The 22,460-nt window shown below is 55.0% G+C and carries 21 protein-coding genes; 3 read left to right on the forward strand and 18 right to left on the reverse strand.

What is annotated here, in order from left to right; all coding sequences use genetic code 11:
* Positions 1–133: 133 nt before the first annotated feature.
* The 8 genes from SK3146_RS06380 to SK3146_RS06410 all read right to left on the reverse strand — a co-directional run bounded on the left by SK3146_RS06380 (position 134) and on the right by SK3146_RS06410 (position 9,848).
* The gene (locus SK3146_RS06380) at positions 134–967 is read right to left on the reverse strand and encodes a sugar phosphate isomerase/epimerase family protein (RefSeq protein WP_249864296.1); all 834 of its coding nucleotides are present in this window, start codon (positions 965–967) and stop codon (positions 134–136) included.
* A gap of 79 nt (positions 968–1,046) precedes the next feature.
* The gene (locus SK3146_RS06385) at positions 1,047–2,207 is read right to left on the reverse strand and encodes a dihydrodipicolinate synthase family protein (protein WP_249864297.1); all 1,161 of its coding nucleotides are present in this window, start codon (positions 2,205–2,207) and stop codon (positions 1,047–1,049) included.
* A 12-nt stretch (positions 2,208–2,219) separates the two neighbouring features.
* Entirely contained in the window at positions 2,220–3,410 is a 1,191-nt protein-coding gene (locus SK3146_RS06390; protein ID WP_249864298.1) for a Gfo/Idh/MocA family protein, read from the reverse strand.
* 322 nt (positions 3,411–3,732) lie between these two features.
* On the reverse strand, positions 3,733–5,223 hold the full coding sequence (gene araA / locus SK3146_RS06395) for an L-arabinose isomerase (RefSeq protein ID WP_249864299.1): 1,491 nt from the start codon (positions 5,221–5,223) through the stop codon (positions 3,733–3,735).
* A gap of 28 nt (positions 5,224–5,251) precedes the next feature.
* The gene (locus SK3146_RS34970; RefSeq protein WP_283942811.1) at positions 5,252–5,380 is read right to left on the reverse strand and encodes a hypothetical protein; all 129 of its coding nucleotides are present in this window, start codon (positions 5,378–5,380) and stop codon (positions 5,252–5,254) included.
* A gap of 778 nt (positions 5,381–6,158) precedes the next feature.
* Positions 6,159–7,829: a ribulokinase gene (locus tag SK3146_RS06400; protein ID WP_249864300.1), complete on the reverse strand. Its 1,671-nt coding sequence runs from the start codon at positions 7,827–7,829 to the stop codon at positions 6,159–6,161.
* 100 nt (positions 7,830–7,929) lie between these two features.
* Positions 7,930–8,619: an L-ribulose-5-phosphate 4-epimerase gene (gene araD / locus SK3146_RS06405; RefSeq protein WP_249864301.1), complete on the reverse strand. Its 690-nt coding sequence runs from the start codon at positions 8,617–8,619 to the stop codon at positions 7,930–7,932.
* A gap of 125 nt (positions 8,620–8,744) precedes the next feature.
* Positions 8,745–9,848 carry a GntR family transcriptional regulator gene (locus SK3146_RS06410; protein ID WP_249864302.1) on the reverse strand — a complete coding sequence of 368 codons (1,104 nt, stop codon included), beginning with the start codon at positions 9,846–9,848 and terminating at the stop codon, positions 8,745–8,747.
* A 261-nt stretch (positions 9,849–10,109) separates the two neighbouring features.
* Here SK3146_RS06410 and SK3146_RS06415 point away from each other — a divergent pair, with 261 nt between their 5' ends.
* A complete protein-coding gene (locus SK3146_RS06415) occupies positions 10,110–10,520 on the forward strand; it encodes a ribonuclease (RefSeq protein WP_375295583.1) in 411 nt (136 codons plus the stop codon).
* A gap of 23 nt (positions 10,521–10,543) precedes the next feature.
* Entirely contained in the window at positions 10,544–10,816 is a 273-nt protein-coding gene (locus tag SK3146_RS06420; protein ID WP_249864304.1) for a barstar family protein, read from the forward strand.
* 165 nt (positions 10,817–10,981) lie between these two features.
* Here the strand turns inward: SK3146_RS06420 and SK3146_RS06425 are convergent, their stop codons facing one another.
* The 9 genes from SK3146_RS06425 to SK3146_RS06465 all read right to left on the reverse strand — a co-directional run bounded on the left by SK3146_RS06425 (position 10,982) and on the right by SK3146_RS06465 (position 20,394).
* Complete coding sequence (locus tag SK3146_RS06425) at positions 10,982–11,701, reverse strand: glycerophosphodiester phosphodiesterase (RefSeq protein ID WP_249864305.1); 720 nt, start codon at positions 11,699–11,701, stop codon at positions 10,982–10,984.
* A 15-nt stretch (positions 11,702–11,716) separates the two neighbouring features.
* On the reverse strand, positions 11,717–12,844 hold the full coding sequence (locus SK3146_RS06430) for a hypothetical protein (RefSeq protein WP_249864306.1): 1,128 nt from the start codon (positions 12,842–12,844) through the stop codon (positions 11,717–11,719).
* Positions 12,845–12,892: 48 nt separating this feature from the next.
* Positions 12,893–13,723 (reverse strand): carbohydrate ABC transporter permease, encoded by an 831-nt coding sequence (locus SK3146_RS06435; RefSeq protein WP_249864307.1) that lies wholly within the window; start codon positions 13,721–13,723, stop codon positions 12,893–12,895.
* 11 nt (positions 13,724–13,734) lie between these two features.
* Complete coding sequence (locus tag SK3146_RS06440; protein ID WP_375295584.1) at positions 13,735–14,685, reverse strand: carbohydrate ABC transporter permease; 951 nt, start codon at positions 14,683–14,685, stop codon at positions 13,735–13,737.
* Positions 14,686–14,705: 20 nt separating this feature from the next.
* Positions 14,706–16,016: an ABC transporter substrate-binding protein gene (locus SK3146_RS06445; RefSeq protein ID WP_249864308.1), complete on the reverse strand. Its 1,311-nt coding sequence runs from the start codon at positions 16,014–16,016 to the stop codon at positions 14,706–14,708.
* Between the two features lie 349 nt (positions 16,017–16,365).
* Complete coding sequence (locus tag SK3146_RS06450; protein ID WP_249864309.1) at positions 16,366–17,142, reverse strand: MgtC/SapB family protein; 777 nt, start codon at positions 17,140–17,142, stop codon at positions 16,366–16,368.
* 14 nt (positions 17,143–17,156) lie between these two features.
* Positions 17,157–18,797, reverse strand: coding sequence for a glycerol-3-phosphate dehydrogenase/oxidase (locus SK3146_RS06455; RefSeq protein WP_249866200.1), 1,641 nt, complete (start codon positions 18,795–18,797; stop codon positions 17,157–17,159).
* A gap of 227 nt (positions 18,798–19,024) precedes the next feature.
* Positions 19,025–19,579, reverse strand: a complete 555-nt coding sequence (locus SK3146_RS06460; protein ID WP_249864310.1) for a glycerol-3-phosphate responsive antiterminator — start codon at positions 19,577–19,579, stop codon at positions 19,025–19,027.
* A 44-nt stretch (positions 19,580–19,623) separates the two neighbouring features.
* Complete coding sequence (locus SK3146_RS06465; RefSeq protein ID WP_249864311.1) at positions 19,624–20,394, reverse strand: HAD-IIA family hydrolase; 771 nt, start codon at positions 20,392–20,394, stop codon at positions 19,624–19,626.
* Positions 20,395–20,704: 310 nt separating this feature from the next.
* On the opposite strand from SK3146_RS06465, the gene SK3146_RS06470 reads away from it, so the two are divergent.
* Entirely contained in the window at positions 20,705–21,457 is a 753-nt protein-coding gene (locus SK3146_RS06470) for an MBL fold metallo-hydrolase (RefSeq protein ID WP_249864312.1), read from the forward strand.
* Here the strand turns inward: SK3146_RS06470 and SK3146_RS06475 are convergent.
* The gene (locus SK3146_RS06475; RefSeq protein WP_249864313.1) at positions 21,447–22,436 is read right to left on the reverse strand and encodes a serine hydrolase domain-containing protein; all 990 of its coding nucleotides are present in this window, start codon (positions 22,434–22,436) and stop codon (positions 21,447–21,449) included. The genes SK3146_RS06470 and SK3146_RS06475 overlap by 11 nt on opposite strands.
* Positions 22,437–22,460 lie beyond the last annotated feature (24 nt).

Below are 22,460 nucleotides of genomic sequence, written 5' to 3' on the forward strand. Positions count from 1 at the left end.
AAATCCGCATCCATAAGCCGACACCGCCTTCTTCAAAATGAAGAGATCACCAATGTTCCAGAACTCGCCGTCTTCTTCATGAGGACTGTTGCTTTAAGCGGGACAGGCAGACGGCTGAGCCGGTTGCCTATAATCAGACATGCTCCAAATAACGCTGCTTCATAAGCGCCAACGCTTCGTCGCCCGGCATATCCCATATGGTCTGATTAAAAATCTCCACCTCGATCGGGCCGAAATAACCGGCCGTCTCGACGGCTTGGCGGATGCGCCGGAAGTCGATTACGCCATCGCCCATCATTCCCCGTCCCATCAGCAAATCGGGTACCGGCACGAGCCAGTCGGAGACGTGGAAGCCTAGAATCCGGCCGCTTGCTCTGGCGATTTGCGCGTATAAATCGGGGTCCCACCATACATGGAACACGTCTACGACTACGCCGACTTGCTCGGGCTTATACCGCTCCGCAATGGTATTGGCCTGCGCCAACGTATTGATAACGGAACGCTCGGCCGCATACATCGGGTGCAGCGGCTCGATGCCCAGCTTGACGCCGCAAGACTCCGCATAAGGCATCAGCTGCTCGATGCCTTCCTCGACCATCCGCCGCGCGGCGGCGATATCCTTGTCGGGCGCAGGCCCGCATACGAGCACAAGCACGTCGGCGCCCAGCTCGGCCGCTTCGTCGACAGCCCGGCGGTTATCATCGATGCGCGCCTGGCGTTCGGCCGCCGTAGCCGCCGGAAACATTCCGCCGCGGCACAGGCTGGACACGCGCAGCCCGGCATCCTGCACGAGCCGCTTGCTCTCCGCCAGCCCCGCTTCGGCTACCTTGTGACGCCATAAGGCAATCCAGGGCACCTCCGCCCGCGCGCAGCCTTCTACCGCTTCGCGCAGGCTCCAGCGGTCGGTCGTAATTTGGTTTAAGCTTAATCGTTCTATCGATTGCAATGGCTGTGCATGCTCTGCCATCCGTCATTCCCTCCCGTGAACATATTATATAGAAACATTGGCTTTTGGGGTCGGCCCCTCCTACCAGATAATGGAATACTTACAGCCCGGCAAGCTTCAATACATGACGCATCCGTTCCGCAGCGCGGTCCGGATCGGTCAGCAGCCCCGCTTTGTCCGCCAATACGAACAATTCGGCCAAATGAACGATCGATCGGGCTCCCTCCGCTCCGCCGATCATCCGGAAATGGTTCTGATGGCCGTTCAAATATGCCATAAAGACGATCCCGGTTTTATACGCATAGGTCGGCTTCTGGAATATATGCCGCGACAGCGCGACCGTCGGCTCCAGAAGCGCGCTATAGCGCGTCTCGTCGCCGTTGTCGAGAGCATGGATCGCCGCGGCCGCCGCTGGAGCGATCGCATCGAATATGCCGAGCAGCGCATGGCTGAAGCCCTGCTCGTCCCCGCGAATCAGCGCCGGATAATTGAAATCGTCTCCGGTATACATCTTTACGCTTTCCGGCAGAAGACGGCGCATCCGAATTTCTTTCTCGTCGTCCAGCAGCGATATTTTGATCCCGTCCACTTTGTCGGCATGGGCTCGAATGACCCGCAGGCATACGTCCATCGCCGCATCGACATCCCGTTCGCCCCAATAACCGGCGAGCGCAGGGTCGAACATATCCCCGAGCCAATGCAGAATGACCGGCTGCTTCACCTGGCTCAAGATGCGACCGTATACGCGCTCGTAGTCTTCCGGACTTTGGGCGCATGCAGCCAATGCCCGGCTGGCCATAAGAATAACCTGGCCGCCTTGGCCTTCCACAAAGCCGACCTGTTCTTCATAAGCCTGCTCCACCTGTTCCAGCGTCACCTGCGGACCCGGAGCCAAGTGATCCGTTCCCGCCCCGCTGGCAATCCGCCCGCCGACCGATTTGGCTTCGGTAATCGAGCGGCTGATCAGCTCCTTGGCTCTCGCCCAATCAAGCCCCATTCCGCGCTGGGCGGTATCCATCGCTTCGGCGACGCCCAGCCCGAGCGACCATAAATGACGGCGGTAAGCAAGCGTACCGTCCCAATCGATCTGCGCGTGATTCAGCGGGTCCGCGTCGGCAAACGGGTCGCATACGACATGGGCCGCCGAGAAGGCGATCCGGCTTTGCAGAGGCTTATCCGGCAGCTCGATCACCGCGGATTGCCCCGGGGTGTAGGAGTACAAAGCGCCTCCGGCGCGGGGCAGCTTCAATTCCTGGCTCATCGCGCTCCCTCCTTATCCTTTGGCCGAAGCGATAGGTTGCCCGGATACTTCAGGCAGCTTCAGCTCCGGAACGTCCAGCCAGCGGCGCTCATCCCACGAACGCAAGCCAAGCTCCGCAAGCTGCGTACCCTTCGCCCCTTCAAGCAGGTCCCAAGGAAACGGCGAATCGGTGACGATATGCTTCAGGAACAATTCCCACTGTATTTTAAAGCCGTTGTCGAACAGCTGGTTATCCGGCACTTCCTGCCACTGCTCCATGAACCGGAACGGATTCGGTATATCCGGATTCCATACCGGCTTCGGCGTATTGATGCGATGCTGAGCTTTACAATCGCGCAGGCCCGCTACCGCGCTGCCTTCCGTGCCGTCCACCTGAATCGTAAGCAAATCGTCCCGGTTCACTCTGACCGCCCAGGAAGAGTTCGCTTGGACGATAATGCCGCCCTCCAATTCGAAGGTGGCGTATGCCGCATCGTCGGCGGTGCATTCATACGCGTTGCCCTGCTCGTCCACACGTTCAGGAATATGCGTAACGCCAAGGCAAGAAACCGACCGGACTTCGCCGAACAGGTTGTCGAGCACATATCTCCAATGAGCGAACATATCGACGATAATGCCGCCGCCGTCTTCTTTGCGATAGTTCCAGGACGGACGCTGCGCCTGCTGCCAGTCGCCTTCGAACACCCAGTAACCGAATTCCATGCGGACGGATAAAATTTGGCCGAAGAAGCCTGAATCGACCAGACGCTTCAGCTTAAGCAGACCCGGGAGGAACAGCTTATCCTGCACGACCCCGTTCTTCAGCCCCGCTTGACGGACAAGAGCCGCCAGCTCCAGCGATTCCTCAAGATTCGTCGCCGTCGGCTTCTCGCAATAAATATGCTTCCCTGCGGCAATCGCTTTGCGGATGCTCTCTGCGCGATGCACCGTCGTCTGCGAATCGAAGTAGATCGTATTATTTGAATCGGCCAGGCAAGCTTCAAGATCCGTGCTCCAGCGAGTCAAGCCATGCGCCTCTGCCAACGCTTTCAATTTATGCTCCTGACGGCCTACCAAAATCGGATCGGGCATGATCACATCCCCGTTCGCCAGAGCTACGCCCCCCTGCTTGCGGATCGCAAGAATCGAGCGGATCAAGTGTTGATTCGTTCCCATTCGTCCTGTAACGCCATTCATAATAATTCCTACGTTATGCACTGCCATGCGACAATCCCCTTTCGTGATTACGAAGTAATTGCGTACCCTACTCTCATACTAGCCGCAGGAAGCCGGTTTCGTCTTATCACATTGAGAACCTCATTCTAACTATCGGAACCAAAAGTACGGTAAAAAAAATCCGCAGCAGTGTCCGTTCGATGCCTTCCTTAGTGAAACCCGCAGCCACTTTAGCCGGAGCAAAAAGCCCTCTGCCGCAGCTAGCGGACAGAGGGCCGTTCCAGGGCCGGCTCTCTCTAATCGAGAGCTTCGGACCCGGTGCGCCGTGAAGAAGCGGCAGCTTAAGCTAAAGCTTCCGCCGACGGCGATATTAACGAAGGCGATAATACATATCGTTCCATCTTAGTTCATTGCGCAATGCAGCGATCGTAGTGTTGTTGTCGATCAGCACGCATTCGATGCCCGTCAGCTCCGCCCAGTCGGCCAGCTGCTCCGGCGTCACCACATGGGAGAAGACGGTATGATGGGCTCCGCCGGCGTGAATCCAAGCTTCGGCCGCAAGGCTGAGCGACGGCTGCGGCTTCCACAGCACGCGAGCGACCGGCAGCTTAGGCAGAGTGCGTTCCGGCTTCACCGCGTCGACGACATTGACGACGAGCCGGAAGCGGTTGCCCATATCGATGATCGAGGCGTTGAGCGCCGCTCCCTCGCCGCCGTCGAACACCAATCGCGCAGGATCGGCCTTGCCGCCGATGGACAGCGGATGCACCTCGATTCTCGGGCGCGTCGCCGCCACGGTCGGACACACCTCCAGCATATGAGAACCGAGCACCAATTCATTGCCGGGCTCAAAATGATACGTATAATCTTCCATAAACGACGTGCCTACGTTGGAGGCGATCAGCTTCATCGTGCGCACCAGGGCCGCCGTCTTCCAGTCGCCCTCCCCGCCGAAACCGTAGCCTGCCCCCATCAGCCGCTGCACCGCCAGCCCGGGGAGCTGCTTCATACCGTGCAAATCTTCGAACGTAGTCGTAAAAGCCCCGAAGCCGCCTTCCTCCAGAAACGCCCTCATGCCCAGCTCGATGCGGGCCTGCTCCAGAATCGCTTCGCGGACGGGACCGGACTCGCGACCTTCCGGCGCGATGTCGTACAGATCGGTATATTCCTCGAACAGCCGGTTTACTTCCTGCTCCGATATGTCGTTCATCCGCTGAACCAGATCTCCGATGCCGTAGCCGTTGACCGCCCACCCGAATTTGATTTGCGCTTCGACCTTATCTCCATCGGTCACGGCCACTTGACGCATATTGTCGCCGAAGCGGGCTACCTTCAGATTGCGCCCCTCCGTGAAGGCGACGGCGGTGTTCATCCAGCCTCCGATGCGGCGGCGTACCTCCCCATCCTCCCAATAGCCTACGACGACCTTGCGCGCGATGCCCATCCGCGCTCCGATAAAGCCGTATTCGCGGTCGCCGTGCGCCGATTGATTCAAATTCATAAAATCCATATCGATGCTGTCCCACGGAATGTCCCGGTTGTACTGCGTATGCAGATGAAGCAGCGGCTTGCGCAGCTCGGACAGCCCGGCGATCCACATCTTGGCCGGCGAGAACGTATGCATCCACGTAATAATGCTCGCGCAGGTATCGTCCGAGTTCGCTTCAATGCATAGCGAGCGGATCGCTTCCGGCGTCGTCAGCACCGGCTTGAATTCCACTTGGAACGGAATCGCCGCGTCCCTATCGAGTCCTTCGGCGATCCGTTTGGAATGCTCATCCACTTCCCTCAGCGTCTCCGGCCCGTATAAATGCTGACTGCCCGTAACAAACCAGAATACGTACGGCTTCGTTATAATCATCGATAATGCCTCCCGTTTTTATATTTGTTTAGAAGAGCGGTGATTTGTTCGCGGCCTGCGGCCGGTAGAGGTTTCCACTCGCTTTTAAAAGTATGGTGAAATCATCTGCTGCGGTGCCCGTTTGGTCTTCCAATCGTTGTTTGAAGTCCAGCTTCAAGCGGCCTCCCTCCGCTCTTTTTTCACAGGGCTTTACAAGTGTGTTCACGGCGTTTAAATCATTCAAGGAACACGAATGACTTTAACGGCGTTCGGAATCCGTTATCCCATTTCCTCTTCATGCTCCAACGTACCCGTTTAGACAATAGCTTGGCTGCAGGCCAGATTTTCATTGCGAAAATGGCGTTTTCAAACACTTCCCCAACCGTCTTTCTCCGAAGCGGGTAAGCGCTCGAACGGTCAGGAAGAAAGCTGCAGGGGGTGTAAGCCTCCGGAACCGCGCCATCGAATAGTTTTTTCTAAATCTAACGGACACCGGGGAGCTAAAGTCGTCGCAAACAGACGTTTTTGAAACGTAACGGACGTCATCGCGCTTACATAGCTCCGAATCGCTTTCTATGGAAGATTTTCCAACAAATAGCTGCATCTGTGTCCGTTAGAAATCCAAAATGGCCGATAGGGTTGATATAACGGCGGCAGTGTCCGTTACATCCGATCGCTGTTGAAATCGGGGGGCCAAGGCGACCGCTGCGTTTCTCCGGAGTGCCCTCGCTTGCTCCGCCTGCTTTTTCACCGTTTTCATTTAATATGGTGATTTCGTCGTAGCCTGCGGTCGATAGAGGCTTTCCCTCGCTGTTGTAGCCGGATTTTTTTCATTTTGAACCCTGAAGCGGGGAAAATCCGTCTGTCTACAAAAGCGACCGCTTACGCTTCTCCAACTCTATCGTCTCTCCGGCCGCTTGTTCCCCACGCTTTTAAAAGTATGATATAAAGGTTCGCTACCGCGACGCTTCTTTAATCGCTTTCAGCCGCTTCATCACGTCGTTGCCGCCCCGTCCGAAATAATCGTGCAGCCGGTTGTATTCCTCATACAGCTTCTCGTACACGGCGACATTTGCCGGAATCGGCTTGTATGTCTCTTCCCTGACGCGCGCCATGCGGCTCGCCGCTTCAACGATCGTGTCATATCCGCCTTGGGCAGAGCCCGCGGCAACGGCGCCGAACATCGCCGCCCCCAGCGCCGGAGTCTGCTTGGAGTCCGCAATCTTGATCTCGCGGTTGGTCACGTCGGCATAAATTTGCATCAGCAGCTTATTTTTTTGAGGAAGCCCGCCGCAAGCGTACAGCTCGTTGACTTCTACGCCGCTATGATGAAAGGCGTCTACGATTTTGCGCGTTCCAAAAGCGGTTGCTTCCAGCAGCGCGCGGTAAATCTCTTCCGGCTTGGTCAGCAGCGTGCAGCCTACGAGCAGGCCGGTCAAGTCGGTATCGACCAGCACCGACCGGTTGCCGTTCCACCAATCGAGCGCCAGCAGGCCGGTTTCCCCGGGCTTGTAGGCAGACGCCCTGCGCTCCAGCCATTCGTGCACGTTGACGCCTTCCGCCTCGGCCGCCTCTTTCACATAGGCCGGTACCCCCTGCTCGACATACCATGCAAAAATATCTCCGACCGCCGACTGTCCCGCCTCATAGCCCAAATAACCGGGGATGATGCCGTCTTCGACGACGCCGCACATGCCTTCGACCTCGCGCTCCTCGGTTCCGAGCAGCATATGGCAGATGGAGGTGCCCATAGCCATGACCAGCTTGCCCGGCGTAACGACGCCGACGCCCGGAACGGCCGCATGCGCGTCCACATTGCCTACCGCGATCGCGATGCCCGGCCTAAGCCCCATCAGGCTTGCCATCTCCGGGGTCAGCTCTCCCGCCTTCGTCCCGAGCGGCACGACTTCTCCCCGCAGCTTGGTGCGGGTCAAGTTCTCCAGCCTTGGGTCCAGTGCCTTAAAAAAAACGTCGCTCGGATATCCGTCCCGCTTATGCCAGATCGCCTTATACCCGGCCGTACAGCTGTTGCGCAGGTAAGTTCCGGTCATTTGCGAAACGACCCAGTCCGCCGCCTCCATAAATTGATCGGTCTTATCGTAAATATGCGGGGCCTCGTTCAATATTTGCCATACTTTGGCGATCATCCACTCGGAAGAAATTTTCCCGCCGTACCGCGGCAGGAATGCTTCTTCCCGCTCTTTGGCGATCTCATTGATCCGGCTTGCTTCCTCCTGCGCCGCATGATGCTTCCACAGCTTCACCCAGCTGTGCGGATCGTCGCGCAGCTCCGGGTTCAGGCACAGCGGCCTGCCTTCGGCGTCGACGGGCAGCATCGTGCATGCCGTAAAATCGATGCCGAGTCCGATCACGTCGCGCGGGTCCACTCCCGAAGCCTTCATGACGGCCGGAACGGAACGCCGCAGCACTTCGATATAATCGCCCGGATGCTGCAGGGCCCAATCGTGCTTCAGCTCAATATCCGAGTACGGAAGCCGCTCGTCGATCACGTTATGCGGGTACGGCGTCACATGATCGGCAACCTCCGCGCCGTCGGACAAATCGACGAGCACCGCACGGCCCGATTCGGTTCCGTAATCTACGCCAATCGCATACTTTTTGCTCATTGCCTCATTCGAACCTCCTTGTGTAGGGGACCCATCCCCTCATATGTAATCGCATTCATCGTTCCAGCCCGGAAGTCCGGGATTTAGTTCTGCATCCAGCTTACTTTTGTCCGTAATACGCATTCACGCCGTGCTTGCGCAAAAAATGGCGGTCGAGCAGCGTCTGATTCATGGCCGGAACTCCCGCCTGCAGCGAGCACGTCCGATGGGCGATCTTAGCCACTTCCTCCAGCACGACGGCGTTATGAACGGCCTCGTGAGGGTCCTTGCCCCAATTGAACGGAGCATGGCAGTGCACCAGCACGCCCGGCATTTGATTCGGATCGCGGTCCTTGAACGTTTCCACGATTACATTGCCCGTCTCCAGCTCGTAAGCTCCCTGGATTTCGGCCTCCGTCATCGGTCTCGTGCAGGGAACCTCCCCGTAAAAATAATCCGCATGAGTCGTCCCCAACGCCGGAATGCCGATCCCCGCCTGCGCCCAGGAGGTTGCCCACGGCGAATGCGTGTGCACGATCCCCCCGATGTCCGGAAACGCCTTATACAAAACGAGGTGGGTCGCCGTATCGGATGAAGGCTTCAGCTTCCCTTCCACAATGTTTCCGTCCAGATCGACTACGACCAGATCCTCTACCCGGAGCCGTTCGTAAGGAACGCCGCTCGGCTTAATGACGACGAGGCCGAGCTCGCGATCGATACCGCTTACATTTCCCCATGTAAACGTAACAAGGCCGTACTTCGGCAAATTAAGATTCGCTTCCCATACGGCCTGTTTGAGTTGTACTAACAACTTGTATCATCACCTTTCAATAAATGAATGATATCGATACATTTATTATATAATTGTACGTACAATTTTACCACATTTTTTTTCGGATGATTCCTATTGTTTTTTCAAATGGCTCTCCGAACCTGTCAGACCGGAACCGGTCCCGTCGAATCTCTGACGATCAGTTCGGGCTCGAATACGACAGGCTCCGCCGTGTTCGTTCTCCGCTCGATCATCTCCGTCAGCAGCTGCGCGGCAGCGGCCCCCATCTTCTCCTTCGGATGGGCCAGCGTCGTCAGCTTCACCTCGGTAGCGACGGCCAAGGCCGAATCATCGAAGCCGATGATGGATAAATCCTGCGGCACGCTAAGCCCCGCTTGTCTTACGGCGTCCAGCAGCATGACGGCAAGCTCGTCGTTGTAGCAAACCAGCGCCGTCGGCCGCTCGCTGCCCGCCGCCAGCATGGCCAGCGCGGCTTCCAACGGTTTGCTGCGTTTGGTCTCCGTCGTATAGTGGATTACCGACTCCGGCAGCAGCGGAACCTTATACTCCTGATGCGCCCTGATAAAACCCTTCAGCCGGTTGACGCCCTGCAGATCGTCCATCTTGAAAAATCCGGCCAGCCTAAGGTGGCCCAGCCTGATCAAATGCTCGGCCGCTTGATAACCGCCCGCTTCATCGTTCATCTTAATGTACGGACAACTAATTTCAGGATAGCTTTCGTTAATCATAATATAAGGAATTCCCTGGTAATTTAGCGATAAATAATAATTCAAATTGGGATTGCCCTCCGCGCTCTTGGTCGGCTCGATGATCAGCCCGCTCAATGGCTCGCTCATCATCATTTGCAGGCTCTCCTGCTCCTTCCGCTTGTCGTTATCCGTACTGGAAAGCAGCATCCTATACCCTTTGCTGCGGAGAGCGGCCTCGGCTCCCCGGACAATATGCGGGAATATGTAATCGGATATGTACGTCGTAATGATACCGATCGTCTGGACATCCGGATTTTTCTTCGCGGCTTGCGGACTCGATACGAAGGTACCTTTCCCCTGCACGCGATAGATCCACCCGTCCTGCTCCAGAACGCCGAACGTCTGCCGGACCGTTTGCCGGCTCATTCCGAACTGCTCGGCGATTTCATTCTCCGTCGGCATCCGGTCGTTCGGCTTAAGCTTGCCGGATTGAAGCCAGGACAATATCTCCTGCTTCAGTATCATATATTTGGGCTGCTGCTTGCTGCTGTCTGTCATAGGTCACCTCAGTAAGAACCGCTGTCAAGGCTGCTCGTTCGAATTTTTTTTTACGTACATTATAACATTATTCAAAGTTGTATGTACATATGCGCCCTTCCACACTTTTCCATCCCATACGTGCGCATCTTCTTTTCGCAACTTATTTGCGGTATGCTCGTAAATAGGTATCGGAGGATTTTGGCAAGATCATCTGGAGAATACTTAGATATAGAAGCGAGGATGAAGTCATTGAAAGCACTACGATGTCTATTTTTGTTCATGTTAAGTTTACTGGTTCTGGCCGGCTGCGGTTTGTCCGCAGGCCAATCGCCGGCAGCCCCGACAGCCCCGGCCGTCCCGCAAGCGCTCACCAGCTTTGAAGCGGTCGCAAGCTACATACAAGAGCATCACAAATTGCCGGATAATTTCATTACAAAGGAAGGCGCCAAAAAACTCGGCTGGGACCCGCAAAAAGGCAATCTGAACAAAGTCGCGCCGGGCAAAAGCATCGGAGGAGATGTCTTTCAAAACCGGGAAGGCAAGCTGCCGAGCAAAAAAGGGAGAGTCTGGTACGAAGCCGACATCAATTACAAATCGGGACAGCGAGGCAAAGATCGAGTCTTGTTTTCCAACGACGGTTTAATCTATAAGACGGAAGATCATTACGAAACGTTCACACCGATCAAATAAACGGCGAGGGGGGTTCTGGAACTATGCGCAGCATTATATTGGACGGCACAAAAATCGAAACCCGCGAGCAGCTTCATGCCGTGTTGAAACAATCGCTGGCATTGCCCGATTATTACGGCAATAACCTGGATGCGTTATGGGATTGCATGACCGGCTGGGTCCAAATGCCATTAACGGTCCGCTGGCTGCATTTTGAGGAAAGCGAAAAAAAGCTAGGCGACTACAGCCGGCTATTGCTCCAGCTCTTGGAACAGGCGGAACAAGAAATCGCGGGCTTCCGCCTGCAGCTTGAATAACGGCTCGACCTTCTCTTGATGAAAAAAACGGCACCTCCCGGTTCAGCTCCGATGCTGACGGGAAGTGCCGTTTTTAAGCGCTGCGCAGTCGCAGTCGGCGCATACGCTGCCGCGTATCGCCTCGCCGCCGGTCTTCGCGAACCGGCTTCGTGCCGCTTCAGACCGTTAGTTGGAAGACGCCGTTTCCAGCACGCACGCCTTCCATTTTTCCAATTCGTTAGTGCATATCCAAACCTGAGGGTATTTGCGCCTCAGCTCGCGCATGTCCGCCTCATCGTCGATCGTCCAGGCGATCACCTGAATCCCCTGCTCCTCGCACAGCCGCACGTAGTCGTCGGTCAAATAAATGTATTTGACCGAAATATACCGGGCATCGAGCTCCCGGGCGAACGGGAATACCGAAGGCGTCGCTCCGTAAATGACCAGCCCCAGCTCAATATCCTTGGACAGCTGGCGCATGCGCTGGATGGAATAGTGATCGAAGGAGGTCACGAAGACCTGATCCTGAACGCCGCATTCGCGCACGGTTTCCAGCACTTTTTCTTCCAGACCCGGATACAGATCGCCGCTTTGCTTCAGCTCAATGTCCACCTTGGCTCTGCCCTTAGCCAGTGCGAGCACGTCCTTCAGCAGCGGAATTGATTGCTCTCCGCCAGTGCGAAGCCGCTGAAGCTCCTCCCACGTATAATCGACCACGCGTCCTTTTCCGTTTGTCGTTCTGTTGACTGTAGGATCGTGAATGACAACCGGGACGCCGTCCTTGGTCAAGTTCACATCCAGTTCCAAATGGCTGAACGACAAATCCAGCGCAGCTTGAAAGGATACCAGCGTATTTTCGGGATATTTCTTAGGATACCCGCGATGGGCCAATCCGATGATGCTCATGGTTCACCCTCCTGCTTATTCGTTCATTTTCAACATTTGAATGCGGTCCAGCGCATAGCTGGACGATTGCTTGTACATGCTTGCTCCGGATTCGAACAACATATAGAGCGTGCCTTGAGAATAGACGATCCCTTCGGACATCGGCGGAACCGGCTTCGTTTCCTGCTTGTTCTTGCTGTCCAGAAACCATACCGGCACAGATTCGGAGCCGATCGCCGCCTGCGTATGAGGCTTCTCCGACAGCACGTTGGCATGCTGGATAAGCGAGCTGGCCGCATTGCGGCCCGACGATTGGCTGAGCAGAATTTTATTTTTCAAGACCGCCATCCCCTGCACGCTATCCGGCAAAGACAAGATGTAATCCGGCGTGACCGGCTTGCCGTCGTCTTTCGACTTGCCTGCGGGAAGATCGTCGGTCTGCTCGTCGAGCTTATATCCTACGGCCCAGGCTTTATATTCCTTATCGTCGCGGTTTGTCATATAATGCGACTTCTCCGTAGGATAATCCTTGCCGGCAAATTCGCCGGCCCATAACACTCCGTCGCCGTAGGTCGTAAAGGAAGCCCTCGTCTCCGTATGGATCGAGCCGCCGAAGGTCAGCTTGCCCTCGCTGCCCGCCTGAACGATATCCTCCAGCTTAAGCCGGTATATATCGTTATCCGATGAAATCCATACATGGCTTCGGCTGACCGTTACCCCTCCGGCATGACCGGTGTAAGGTTTATCCGCATCCTTATACAGCTCCAGCACCTTTATCATCGAACCCGTTGCGGCATCGATCACGGTAAGAAGGCTGGGAAGTCCGTTCTCGCGATAATGGCTTACCAAAATCCAGTTTTTCTCCTCGATGAAGCCGATTCCTTGCGGAACCGCCTTTTGCATCAGAGCCGGAACGACCGGTCCTTGCTTGGCTTCCTGCAGAAAAGGCTTAATCTCGGGAATATCGACGCGGATCTTGATGCCGGCTTCTTCCTGCGTAATCTTGCCGTTCGCCGCTCCCGCCTGACTCTCCGGCTTCTTGGCTTCGGCGCCGGCCGCCTGGGCCTGCGGTTTCCCCGCGGTCGCCTGCTGAGCTTGCTGGCAGCCGACCGCACTCATACACAACAAACCGGATACTATGATCATAACCGCTTTTTGCTTCACTGGACAGTCTCCTTTTGAAAAATGCGCATTCAGCTGGTGTAAATCCCGTTATTTGAAGGTCGAATTGGCCATCGCCGCCACGATATGCTTTTGCGCAAAGACGAAGACGACAACGATCGGCAGAATAACGACGACGCTGGCCGCCATCAACAGATGGAAGTTGAGCGCTTCGTTCCCCGCAATCGAATCCCGCATCATCGCGATACCTACGGTAAGCACCCGCATCTGATTCGAGTTGGTCATGACCAGCGGCCAGAAATACGAGTTCCAGCTGTGAATGAAGCTGATGACCAGCAGCGTAATGACCGTCGGAAACGCCATCGGCAGCAAAATCCGGTAGAGCACCTGGATGCGGCTCGCGCCGTCCACCTTGGCCGCCTCGATCACGTCGTTGTTAATCGAGCGGAACGTCTGGCGCAGCAGGAAGATGCCGTAGGCCGATGCCGCATGCGGGATGATGAGCGCATAGAACGTATTGATCCATCCCAGCTTCGACATCATGACATAGACGGGCACGAACGTAACTTGATCCGGCACGATCAACGCCGCAAGAACGAGAATAAACAGCTTCTCTCTTCCTGGAAAATTCCCTTTGGCAAAAGCGTAAGCGGCCATCAAGCCGATGTTGATCTGCAAAAAGATGATGCCTACGGTCTGGATCAGCGTATTGGATGCGAATCTCCAAAACGGAATCGCGTTAAAAGCGTCAATAAAGTTTCCCCACATCAGCTTCTCCGGCCAGAAGGTCGGCACGGCCAGCCTCAGCTCGAACGGAGTTTTGAGCGCGGTAATCAACATCCAGTAAACCGGAAAGAAAATGAGCACTGTAATCAGAATGGCAACTGTATACCGGGAGGTTACCCATAGAGATTTAGTCATAGATCTATAACCTACCCTTCATAATGAACTTTCTTCTTGGACACATACATCTGTACCATAGTCAGCAGCACGATGATGAGGAAGAAAATAATGACTAGCGCCGAAGCTCTGCCTGTTTTGAACTCGGAGAACGCCATCGTGTAAATCCAGTACACCATTGCCTTGGTCGACTCCAGCGGTCCCCCGTTTGTCATAACGTCGACGGATTGGAACACCTGCATGGAGGAAATGAAATTCGTAACGACCAGGAACAAGGTAATCGGCGATAGCATCGGCAGCGTAATATGCCTGAATTGCACGAACTTGCTCGCTCCGTCGATGCTGGAAGCTTCGTAATACTCGACCGGAACGCTGCGCAGGCCGGCGATGAAGATGATCATCGCGAAGCCTACGCCCTTCCATACCGATACGATAATAAGCACCCAGAGCGCCGTGCGCGGATTTTGCAGCCATTGTACGGGCTCCAGGCCGAACAGCTTGATCAGCTCATTCATCAAACCGTACTGCGAGTTGAATATCCACAAAAACACCATCGATACGATAACCATTGAAATGTAGTGCGGCATAAAAATCAGCATCCGCAGGAAGTTGAAAAATTTCGATTGAACGTTGAACAGCAGCGCGAGCAGCAGTCCGATGCCGAGCGTCAGCACAACGTCCAGAATCGTGTAAGTAAACGTAATTTTAAGCACATTGTAGAACGTATCGTCCGTCAGCAGCTTCGTATAGTTTTCCATCCCGATAAATTTCTTTACCGGTTTCGTCATATTCCAGTTCGTGAAGCTAAGATAGAACGAGTTGACCAGCGGGTAATAGATAAACACAATCAGGAACGCCAGAGCAGGCAAGGCGAACGAGAAATCTTTCAGCGCCTCCATCATGCGGAAGGCGGACCGTCTAGGCTTGCTCTTGTCGATGGCCTCGGTCTTGGAATTCAATTGGGTACTGCCGGAAGACTTCATGGTACCGCTCCTCTCGGGGCTTACTTATAATCTGCTATAATCTCGTTGATTTCTTTAACGGAATCTTTCAACAATGGAACTGGGTCCTCGTTGTTCAAAACCATCTTGCCGACAATTTCTTTATACACGTTGCTGAATTCCGGATAGGCAGGATGCTGCACGCGCGGTGCTACGTTGTCGAAGTTTTCGAATACGGCTTTGTATTGCGGCCATTTTTCAAAGTATTTCTTGCCTTCTTCCGTATTGACGACCGATTTATGAGTCGGCAGGTAGCCCGTGTAATCGGCCCACTTGATGTTGTTTTCCGCTCCGACCATAAACTTGACGAATTTCCATGCGGCTTCTTTTTGCTTGGCCGGCGCGCCGTCCATAATGACGATCCCCGCTCCGCCGATATGCGATTTTCTTTCCTTGTCGCCTGGAATAAACGATACGCCTACTTCGAATTTCGCGTTTTGCACATAGGTCTTGATGATTGCGGAAGAGTGCTGAACCATCGCGACTTTGCCTTCCAGGAACATTTGTCTCATAACGTCGGATGCGCCTTTGCCGTAGCCCATTTGCATCGAGCCGTCTTTAATCCATTTCTGGAAGTTTTGAATCCATCTCATGCTGTCCGGTTGATCGAAGCCCGACTTTTCGTCTTTGGTCAAGATCGTGCCGCCGCCGTTCGTAATCCACGGATCGTAGTACCACGTATCCCAGCCGGGAACGGAGAATGCGTATCTGGTCGTTTTGCCGCTCTCCTTCACGGTCACCTTTTTGTTAAAATCTTCGATTTCGCTCCATGTTTGCGGAGGCTTCACGCCCAATTGATCCAGCATCGTTTTGTTGTACACCATTACGCTCGTGCTGACGATCAGCGGGAATCCGTATTGCTTGTCGTTATAGGAATACGCTTGGAGCATCCCTTTGGAGAAGTCGTTCAGATCGACGTTATCGCGTTTGATGTACGGAGTCAGGTCTGCGAATACGCCTCCGTCGGCGAAGTTCGGCAGCGCCGACACTTCCACGTTCGTGACCGCCGGTACGTCCTTGGCCGCCACCGCAGCCTGCAGCTTTTTATGCAAATCGGTATAAGCGCCCTGGAAGACAGGCTCTACCGTGATGTTAGGATATTTTTTGTTAAATTCCTGAATCATGTAATTGACGCCGGCCATCTGCTCATCCGAGTGGGAATGCCAATATTGAATCGTGATGGGGGAGTTGTCCTCCGCCGCTGCTTTGGCATCTTCGATCTTTCCCGAGTCTGCGCCTCCGTTGGAACATCCAACGATGGAGCCGAATAATGCAGCTGATACCGCCAAGCTTACCCATTTCTTGTTTTTCATGCTTGTTACCCCTCTCGTTTTTTAAAGAATGCGTTTTCATCGACTTACACCAAGACTTCACAAGCGATGCATTTGCGGACATTTGCTAAAAAAGACAGCAAAAAAAGATCATAGAGAACAACAAGAGACACTTACTGCGTGTGCACAAATGGCGCAGTCAAACCGGTGTCCCTTGGATTATCTCATGATCTCCGCATCCAAGTGAAAGTATATGAAGTTTTGTGAACCGCTTACTTACCTCAAAAGTATGACATATGGTCTGTAACTTGTCAATGCTTTGTCATGTTAATAAATTATTAATCATACCATTAATCCAAACCACATACAACTTGAATGTTTATTTATGGCATTAACTAACCTGCGAGCGCGAACGCGTTTCGAAGCTTCCCGGCATTTTCCAGTGGCTGGATTCGAGCGAGATGACATCGCCTCCCCCGGCAGCGGAAATATTTTCAATCGCCTTCGTCAGCTTCTCGGCATGGGTCGTCTTGACGCTGAATTTGAGCTCCATGATCATATCCGTCCAGCCGGAGCCTTGCGGAGATTCCTCGGATTTCATTTTGACGTTGACGATCTGAACGCCTTGTTCGCCGAATAAAGACGATATTTTGCCCATGACGCCGGGCCTGTCGAATACCTTGATGATCACTTCCTGCTGCCTCCGGTTGCGCATCAGATGCTTCTCCCACTTGTTCAAGACGAACAGGCTGAGGAGCACCATGACCGTGGCCAGAGCCGCGCAATAAAAGAATCCCGCCCCTACGCACAAGCCTATGGCCGCCACGACCCAGATCGAAGCGGCGGTCGTAAGTCCGGAAACGGTCGAGCCGGTCCTGAGAATCGCGCCGGCGCCGAGGAAACCGATCCCGCTGATCACCTGAGCCGACAACCGGGCCGGGTCCGTCCTGACGTTGGGCTCCGCTATGAACTGGCTGAAGCCGTAAATCGACAGCAGCATAATCGACGCCGCGCCGATGCAGACGAGAATGTGCGTGCGCAAGCCTGCCGCATGGTTGCTCCATTCCCGCTCGAAGCCGATCAGCCCGCCCATGACGGCCGCAGCCAAAATGCGCAAGGTCAGCTCCAAATGCGTAATATGCCAAATCGGATTTAATACCGTATACATATGCCCGCCCCTCCTTAAGACGAGACCGTCTGCAGCTTCTTCTGGGTGGAAGGAAGCTCGTGAATATTGCGGAACAGCTGATTCAGCATATCCAGCTGCATATCTTTCTGCATCGGGTCGAGCTGAAGCATATCGTTCATCAGCTTCTCCACGATGTTGCGGTATTTCTCCGCCTTGGCCAGATGAAAGTACGACCAGCCGGAGCGAAGCCGCAGAAAGTCGGCGGCGGTTACCGTCATCTCCTCCTGAACGGAGTACGTAAGCTGCGCATGAAGCCACTGCAGCTGGGCCGGGAGATTCTGCTTCCGCGACTCGGGCAAGTAGTTCAGAATCCGCAGCGCATTCGATCCGTACGTATCGACCCACTCCTGCATCGTCTGCCCGTCAATGCCTTGGGAAATTCCCGACTGAAGCATCTCCCGCTTCCACTCCGCGAAGGTGACGCCGTCGCGCTTCTCGCCCCCGGTAATCGTAATTTGATCCGTCGTGCATGCCGGATACGAGCGCCCGGTTTCCCGCTTCAGCTCTTCCGCAACCAGGTCGACGACCTTCTCCGCCATTTTGCGGAAGCCTGTGAGCTTGCCGCCGGCGATCGTAATCAGCTTGCTGTCCGAGACGAAAATTTCGTCTTTGCGCGAAAGCTCCGACGGCCCTTTGCCTTCCTCGTAAATCAGCGGTCTTAAGCCGGCCCAATGCGATTTGATATCCCCCGGCGTCAGCTTGATCGCAGGAAACATCGCATTGACGGCACGGATCAAATAATCCCGGTCCTCCAGCGTCGTTCTGGGCTGGTCGATCGATTCCGAATAAGCGGTATCCGTCGTTCCGACGTAAGTAATGTTGCCACGCGGAATGACGAACACCATCCGCCCGTCCGGCGTATCGAAGTAAGCCGCCTGCCGCACCGGAAGACGATGATAATCGACGACAAGATGCACGCCTTTGGTCAAAAACAGCCGTTTGCCCTTCAAGGAGCCGTCGAGGCTGCGCACCTGATCCACCCACGGCCCCGCCGCATTGACGATATGCTTGGCCCGAATCATCTGACGCAGCCCGCCGATCCGGTCGTGCACCTCCACGCCGACCGCCTTGCCGTTCTCGTAGATGAACTTCACCGCTTCCGCATAATTGACGATTCGCGCTCCCCGCTGCACCGCCGTCTTCATAATATCCAGCGTCAAACGCGCGTCGTCGGTGCGGTATTCGTAATAGAGACCGCCGCCCTTCAGCCCTTCCTTCTTCAGCAGCGGTTCCCGCTCGATCGTCTCCTTGCGCCCGAGCATTTTTCTCCGCTCTTTGCGGGCGACTCCAGCCAGCCAGTCGTAAATGTACAGTCCGATGGAGGAAGCGAAGTAACCGTAAGTGCCTCCCTTATACACCGGAAGCAGCATCGGCGCGGGAATGACGAGGTGCGGCGCGTTTTTATACAATATGGCCCTCTCCCGCCCGACCTCCTGCACCAGCTTGATCTCGCCCTGCTTCAGGTAACGCAGCCCGCCGTGGATCAGCTTGGTCGAACGGCTGCTCGTTCCCGATGCGAAATCGTTCTTCTCCAGCACTCCGACCCGGATTCCCCGGGTAGCCGCATCCAGTGCGATGCCCGCACCCGTAATTCCGCCGCCGATGACCAGCAGCTCCAGCGGCTCCTCCGCCATCGACTGCAAAATGCCCCGCCGGTTTTTTGCCGAAAACTCGGTCTTCCCATTCAAATTGATTCGCCTCCGTTACAAATAAAAAAACCTCCGCGAAAAAGAACAACCTGGCATAAGCCGGCCGCACTTTTCCAAAGAGGTTTCTCCATAGTCTCATCCCGCTTTGAATCCGATGCACATCAAACCATATGCAATTGTCTGACTCTCTCGCTGCCCTTGCAAGCGGGCGCTCACCATAAATCCGACTTGCCGGCCGATACGGCCAGAGCGCCGGCTCTCAGCGCTTCGTCGATCTCTTCCTGGTTGCCGACGAGTCCTCCGGCGATGATCGGAAGCGGCGTCATATTCGTCATCTCGCGGACGATTCTCGGCATGATGCCGGGCATGACTTCGATCGCATCCGGCTGGCTCTGCTCCACGGCCTTGATCCCTCTGGTCACGGCGCTGCGGTCGATCAGAAAAATACGCTGAATCGCCATCAGCTTATGATCCTTGGCAACCCGAATCAGATTGCTCTTCGTGGATATGATGCCCGTCGGCTTAATGTTCTGGGCCATGTACGCGACGCCGCTCTTGTCGGGCGCGATCCCGTCGATGAACTCCATGTGAGGAAACACATGCTTCCCTGCTTCCTTAATGCGGTCAACCAGTTCTTTCATATTAAAAATGGAGCCGGTCAGTAAGAAAATGATGTTCGCCTCGCTTTTCAACGCAAGCTCCAAATCTTCTTCTCTTTGAACTGCTGCAATGGTCTGATGCTCGACCAGATCGACAATCGGATACATACGTCTCCTCCTTTCAAAGGTGACACCATTATACCACGAAATGTCTACAGCCGGACGATTTCTTTGATGCTCGGAATAACATGCGCCGGCTTGTATTCCGATGAGGCGGCCATTTCGGCGGTGGCCACGCCGGTCAATACGAGCACGGATTGCATCCCGGCGTCGTTGCCCATTCTGATGTCCGTCTCGAGCCGGTCTCCGATCATGAAGCAATCGGCATACTGGAGACCCAAGTGCTCGACCGCCGCTTCGGCTGCGATCAGCGAAGGCTTGCCGACGACGAGGTCGATCGATCTGCCCGTAGCCGCTTCCAAAGCTGCGATGAACGTTCCCGTATCCGGGATTTGACCGTGATCCAGCGGACAGGTGGCATCCGGGTTGGAGGCGATAATTTTGGAGCCGCTTACAGCGGCCTGGTACACGATGTTCAGCTTGTCGTAAGTAAATTGCCGGTCCCAGGACAGAACGACGTAATCGGGATTGACGCTGTCGCCGGTTAAGGCGATGCCGTGGCTTTGCAGCTCGTCGTGAATCGGCTGCTCCCCGATGACGTACACCCGCTCGCCGGGAGCCATTCTTTTTTGCAAATAGCGCGCTACGATCAGCGAAGAATTAAGCACATCCTCCACACTCGTCGGTATCCCCATCTTGGTCAGCTTCTCCGCATACGACTGCCGGGTAGCGATCGGTTTATTGGATAAAAAGACGACCCGGTCCCCGCGTTCCCGCAAAATTCGAATGGCTTCGGCTGCGCCTTCGATCATTCTATCTCCCAGATAAATGGTGCCGTCCAGATCAAATACGTATCCCCTCATGCTCTTCTTCCTCGCTTTTATTTAAAAATAATACAAAAAACCCCTATCCACAGTAAACACACCTGTTCCCCGCAAGGGAAGGCATGATTACGGATAAGGGTTTCTCCATCTACTCGAACCTACCGTATTTCAATGCATTGAATTGATTTGAATTATAGAGGGGAACTCCCCGTTTGTCAACGAAAACTTAACAAATTATTTTCATCCCGTTCTCCTCTTGCCAAAAACCGCATTTGGATTTATTGTATGTTCCATGACATGGGAGCTAATTTCTCATATCGTCAATCCATGAACCAACAGGAGGCCGAAGATGAATATTATTTGCATGGGAACCGCCAGCGCCGCGGGCAGCGCGGACAGGGACAATACGTATTTGCTCGTTCAACACGAAGAGGACTGTATTCTGATCGATGTCGGCGGCAATCCGCTCGGCAAGCTGAAAAAACTGCGGATTCCGTTAAACCGCATCAGCGAGGTTGTGTTCACCCATTTCCATATCGACCACATTTACGGCTTGCCGTCGCTTCTATGGGGAATGTGGATCGCCGGACGGGAAGACGCCTTGACCATCCGCTGCTCGAAGAGCAACGAAGCTCAGCTCCGCAGCCTGCTGCACAGCTATCAGACGGCAAGCTGGCCTATTCGTTTCGACATTCGCATCGCTCTGTTCGATGACGGCGCCGTAACGCAGCTGTTCGACAGAAACGGCCTGACGATGACCGCCTTCCCGAGCCTGCATGCCGGACCGACCGTCGGACTCAAGCTGGTTCACGACGGAAAGGTAACGATCTACTCGGCCGATACCCGGCCAAACGAATGGATTCGCGAGCAATCGCCGGTACATACGCTCATCCATGAAGCGACGACGGCGGCGGATTCCTCCTCCCAAGCGCACTCCAGCCTGGACGCCGTGCTCCGGTACTATCCGGTCGAACGCATCGAGCGCATCGTCATCGTCCATTTGAGCGATGACGAGCCTTACGAGGCCGTTCTGGATTCGTGTCCCGAACAGCTGCGCCGCAAGGTTACGCTCGCCAGCGATCTGATGACGATCAGCTTGTAAGCGCTATTTCACCCGTGCGATCGAGAATTTCGTTCTCCGCCGTAAAATCGTGATTGGACAGCATAATGAGGGCAAGGCCCTGCTCGGGGTATTGCCTGAATTTGCTCCAGCAGCCCGGCAGCCAGCCGCCATGCCCGCGGAAACGATCGTATACGGACCAGCCGTAGCCGTAATGCCGGCGCGGGCTGGCCTCGGCATGACGTCGGAACATCCGGGCGAGAGCGTCTCCGGAAACGATCGGATTGGCATAGAGCGCCCGGTCCCATAAAAGCAGATCTTCCGCAGTGGAGTACAAGCTGCCCGAGCCTTGGAAATTATGGATTTCATAGTACCGCGCTTTCGTCAAAACTCCGGCTCCATCCTTCGTATACCCGTCAGCCAACCCGGATACGATGCTTTGCGAATAAGCGCTGCCGGTCGAGGTCATCCCGAGCGGTTCCAAAATCACGCTCCGCAAAAATTCCCCGTAGCTCTGCTCCGAAATTCGCTCGATCAACGAGGCGAGCAGATTGTATCCAGTGTTGCCGTAAGACCAGCCCTTCCCCGGCTCGAACAGGAGCGGCACATCCTTGATCAGCGCCAGCATGTCTTCCGTTCGAAGAAGGCTGCGCTCCTCTCCGTTCACAAAAGCCGGCAGCTTCTCGAAGTCGGGAATGCCCGACGTATGCGTCAGCAGATGATGCAGCGTCGCCTTCACCGGCAGCCACGGGCATGTGAAATAGCGCCGGACGGAATCGCCCAAATCCAGCTTTCCCCGCTCGGCCAGCCATAAGATGCTCATCGCCGTAAACGATTTGGAGATGGAGGCGATGCGAAACTTCGTATCCGGACGGTTCGGTACGGCATGCTCGCGGTTTGCCCATCCGTAAGCCCCGCTTAGGATAACCTGTCCGTGCTGCGCCACGAGTACGGTACCGCTGTATTGCTGCTCCTGAACATAATCCGCAAAAAGCTCGGCCAGCCGCTGTTCAATCGACATCCTGAATCACTTCCCCCGATGGTT

It is taken from the genome of Paenibacillus konkukensis (assembly GCF_023523925.1).
GTDB classification, from domain to species: domain Bacteria; phylum Bacillota; class Bacilli; order Paenibacillales; family NBRC-103111; genus Paenibacillus_S; species Paenibacillus_S doosanensis.

Bases quoted from the DNA above. Each gene is read 5' to 3' on its own strand.
- SK3146_RS06380 (WP_249864296.1), bottom strand. From the start codon at position 967: ATGGCAGAGCATGCACAGCCATTGCAATCGATAGAACGATTAAGCTTA.
- SK3146_RS06385 (WP_249864297.1), bottom strand. From the start codon at position 2,207: ATGAGCCAGGAATTGAAGCTGCCCCGCGCCGGAGGCGCTTTGTACTCC.
- SK3146_RS06390 (WP_249864298.1), bottom strand. From the start codon at position 3,410: ATGGCAGTGCATAACGTAGGAATTATTATGAATGGCGTTACAGGACGA.
- araA (WP_249864299.1), bottom strand. From the start codon at position 5,223: ATGATTATAACGAAGCCGTACGTATTCTGGTTTGTTACGGGCAGTCAG.
- SK3146_RS06400 (WP_249864300.1), bottom strand. From the start codon at position 7,829: ATGAGCAAAAAGTATGCGATTGGCGTAGATTACGGAACCGAATCGGGC.
- SK3146_RS06410 (WP_249864302.1), bottom strand. From the start codon at position 9,848: ATGACAGACAGCAGCAAGCAGCAGCCCAAATATATGATACTGAAGCAG.
- SK3146_RS06415 (WP_375295583.1), top strand. From the start codon at position 10,110: ATGTTAAGTTTACTGGTTCTGGCCGGCTGCGGTTTGTCCGCAGGCCAA.
- SK3146_RS06420 (WP_249864304.1), top strand. From the start codon at position 10,544: ATGCGCAGCATTATATTGGACGGCACAAAAATCGAAACCCGCGAGCAG.
- SK3146_RS06425 (WP_249864305.1), bottom strand. From the start codon at position 11,701: ATGAGCATCATCGGATTGGCCCATCGCGGGTATCCTAAGAAATATCCC.
- SK3146_RS06435 (WP_249864307.1), bottom strand. From the start codon at position 13,723: ATGACTAAATCTCTATGGGTAACCTCCCGGTATACAGTTGCCATTCTG.
- SK3146_RS06440 (WP_375295584.1), bottom strand. From the start codon at position 14,685: ATGAAGTCTTCCGGCAGTACCCAATTGAATTCCAAGACCGAGGCCATC.
- SK3146_RS06445 (WP_249864308.1), bottom strand. From the start codon at position 16,016: ATGAAAAACAAGAAATGGGTAAGCTTGGCGGTATCAGCTGCATTATTC.
- SK3146_RS06450 (WP_249864309.1), bottom strand. From the start codon at position 17,142: ATGTATACGGTATTAAATCCGATTTGGCATATTACGCATTTGGAGCTG.
- SK3146_RS06455 (WP_249866200.1), bottom strand. From the start codon at position 18,797: ATGGCGGAGGAGCCGCTGGAGCTGCTGGTCATCGGCGGCGGAATTACG.
- SK3146_RS06460 (WP_249864310.1), bottom strand. From the start codon at position 19,579: ATGTATCCGATTGTCGATCTGGTCGAGCATCAGACCATTGCAGCAGTT.
- SK3146_RS06465 (WP_249864311.1), bottom strand. From the start codon at position 20,394: ATGAGGGGATACGTATTTGATCTGGACGGCACCATTTATCTGGGAGAT.
- SK3146_RS06470 (WP_249864312.1), top strand. From the start codon at position 20,705: ATGAATATTATTTGCATGGGAACCGCCAGCGCCGCGGGCAGCGCGGAC.
- SK3146_RS06475 (WP_249864313.1), bottom strand. From the start codon at position 22,436: ATGTCGATTGAACAGCGGCTGGCCGAGCTTTTTGCGGATTATGTTCAG.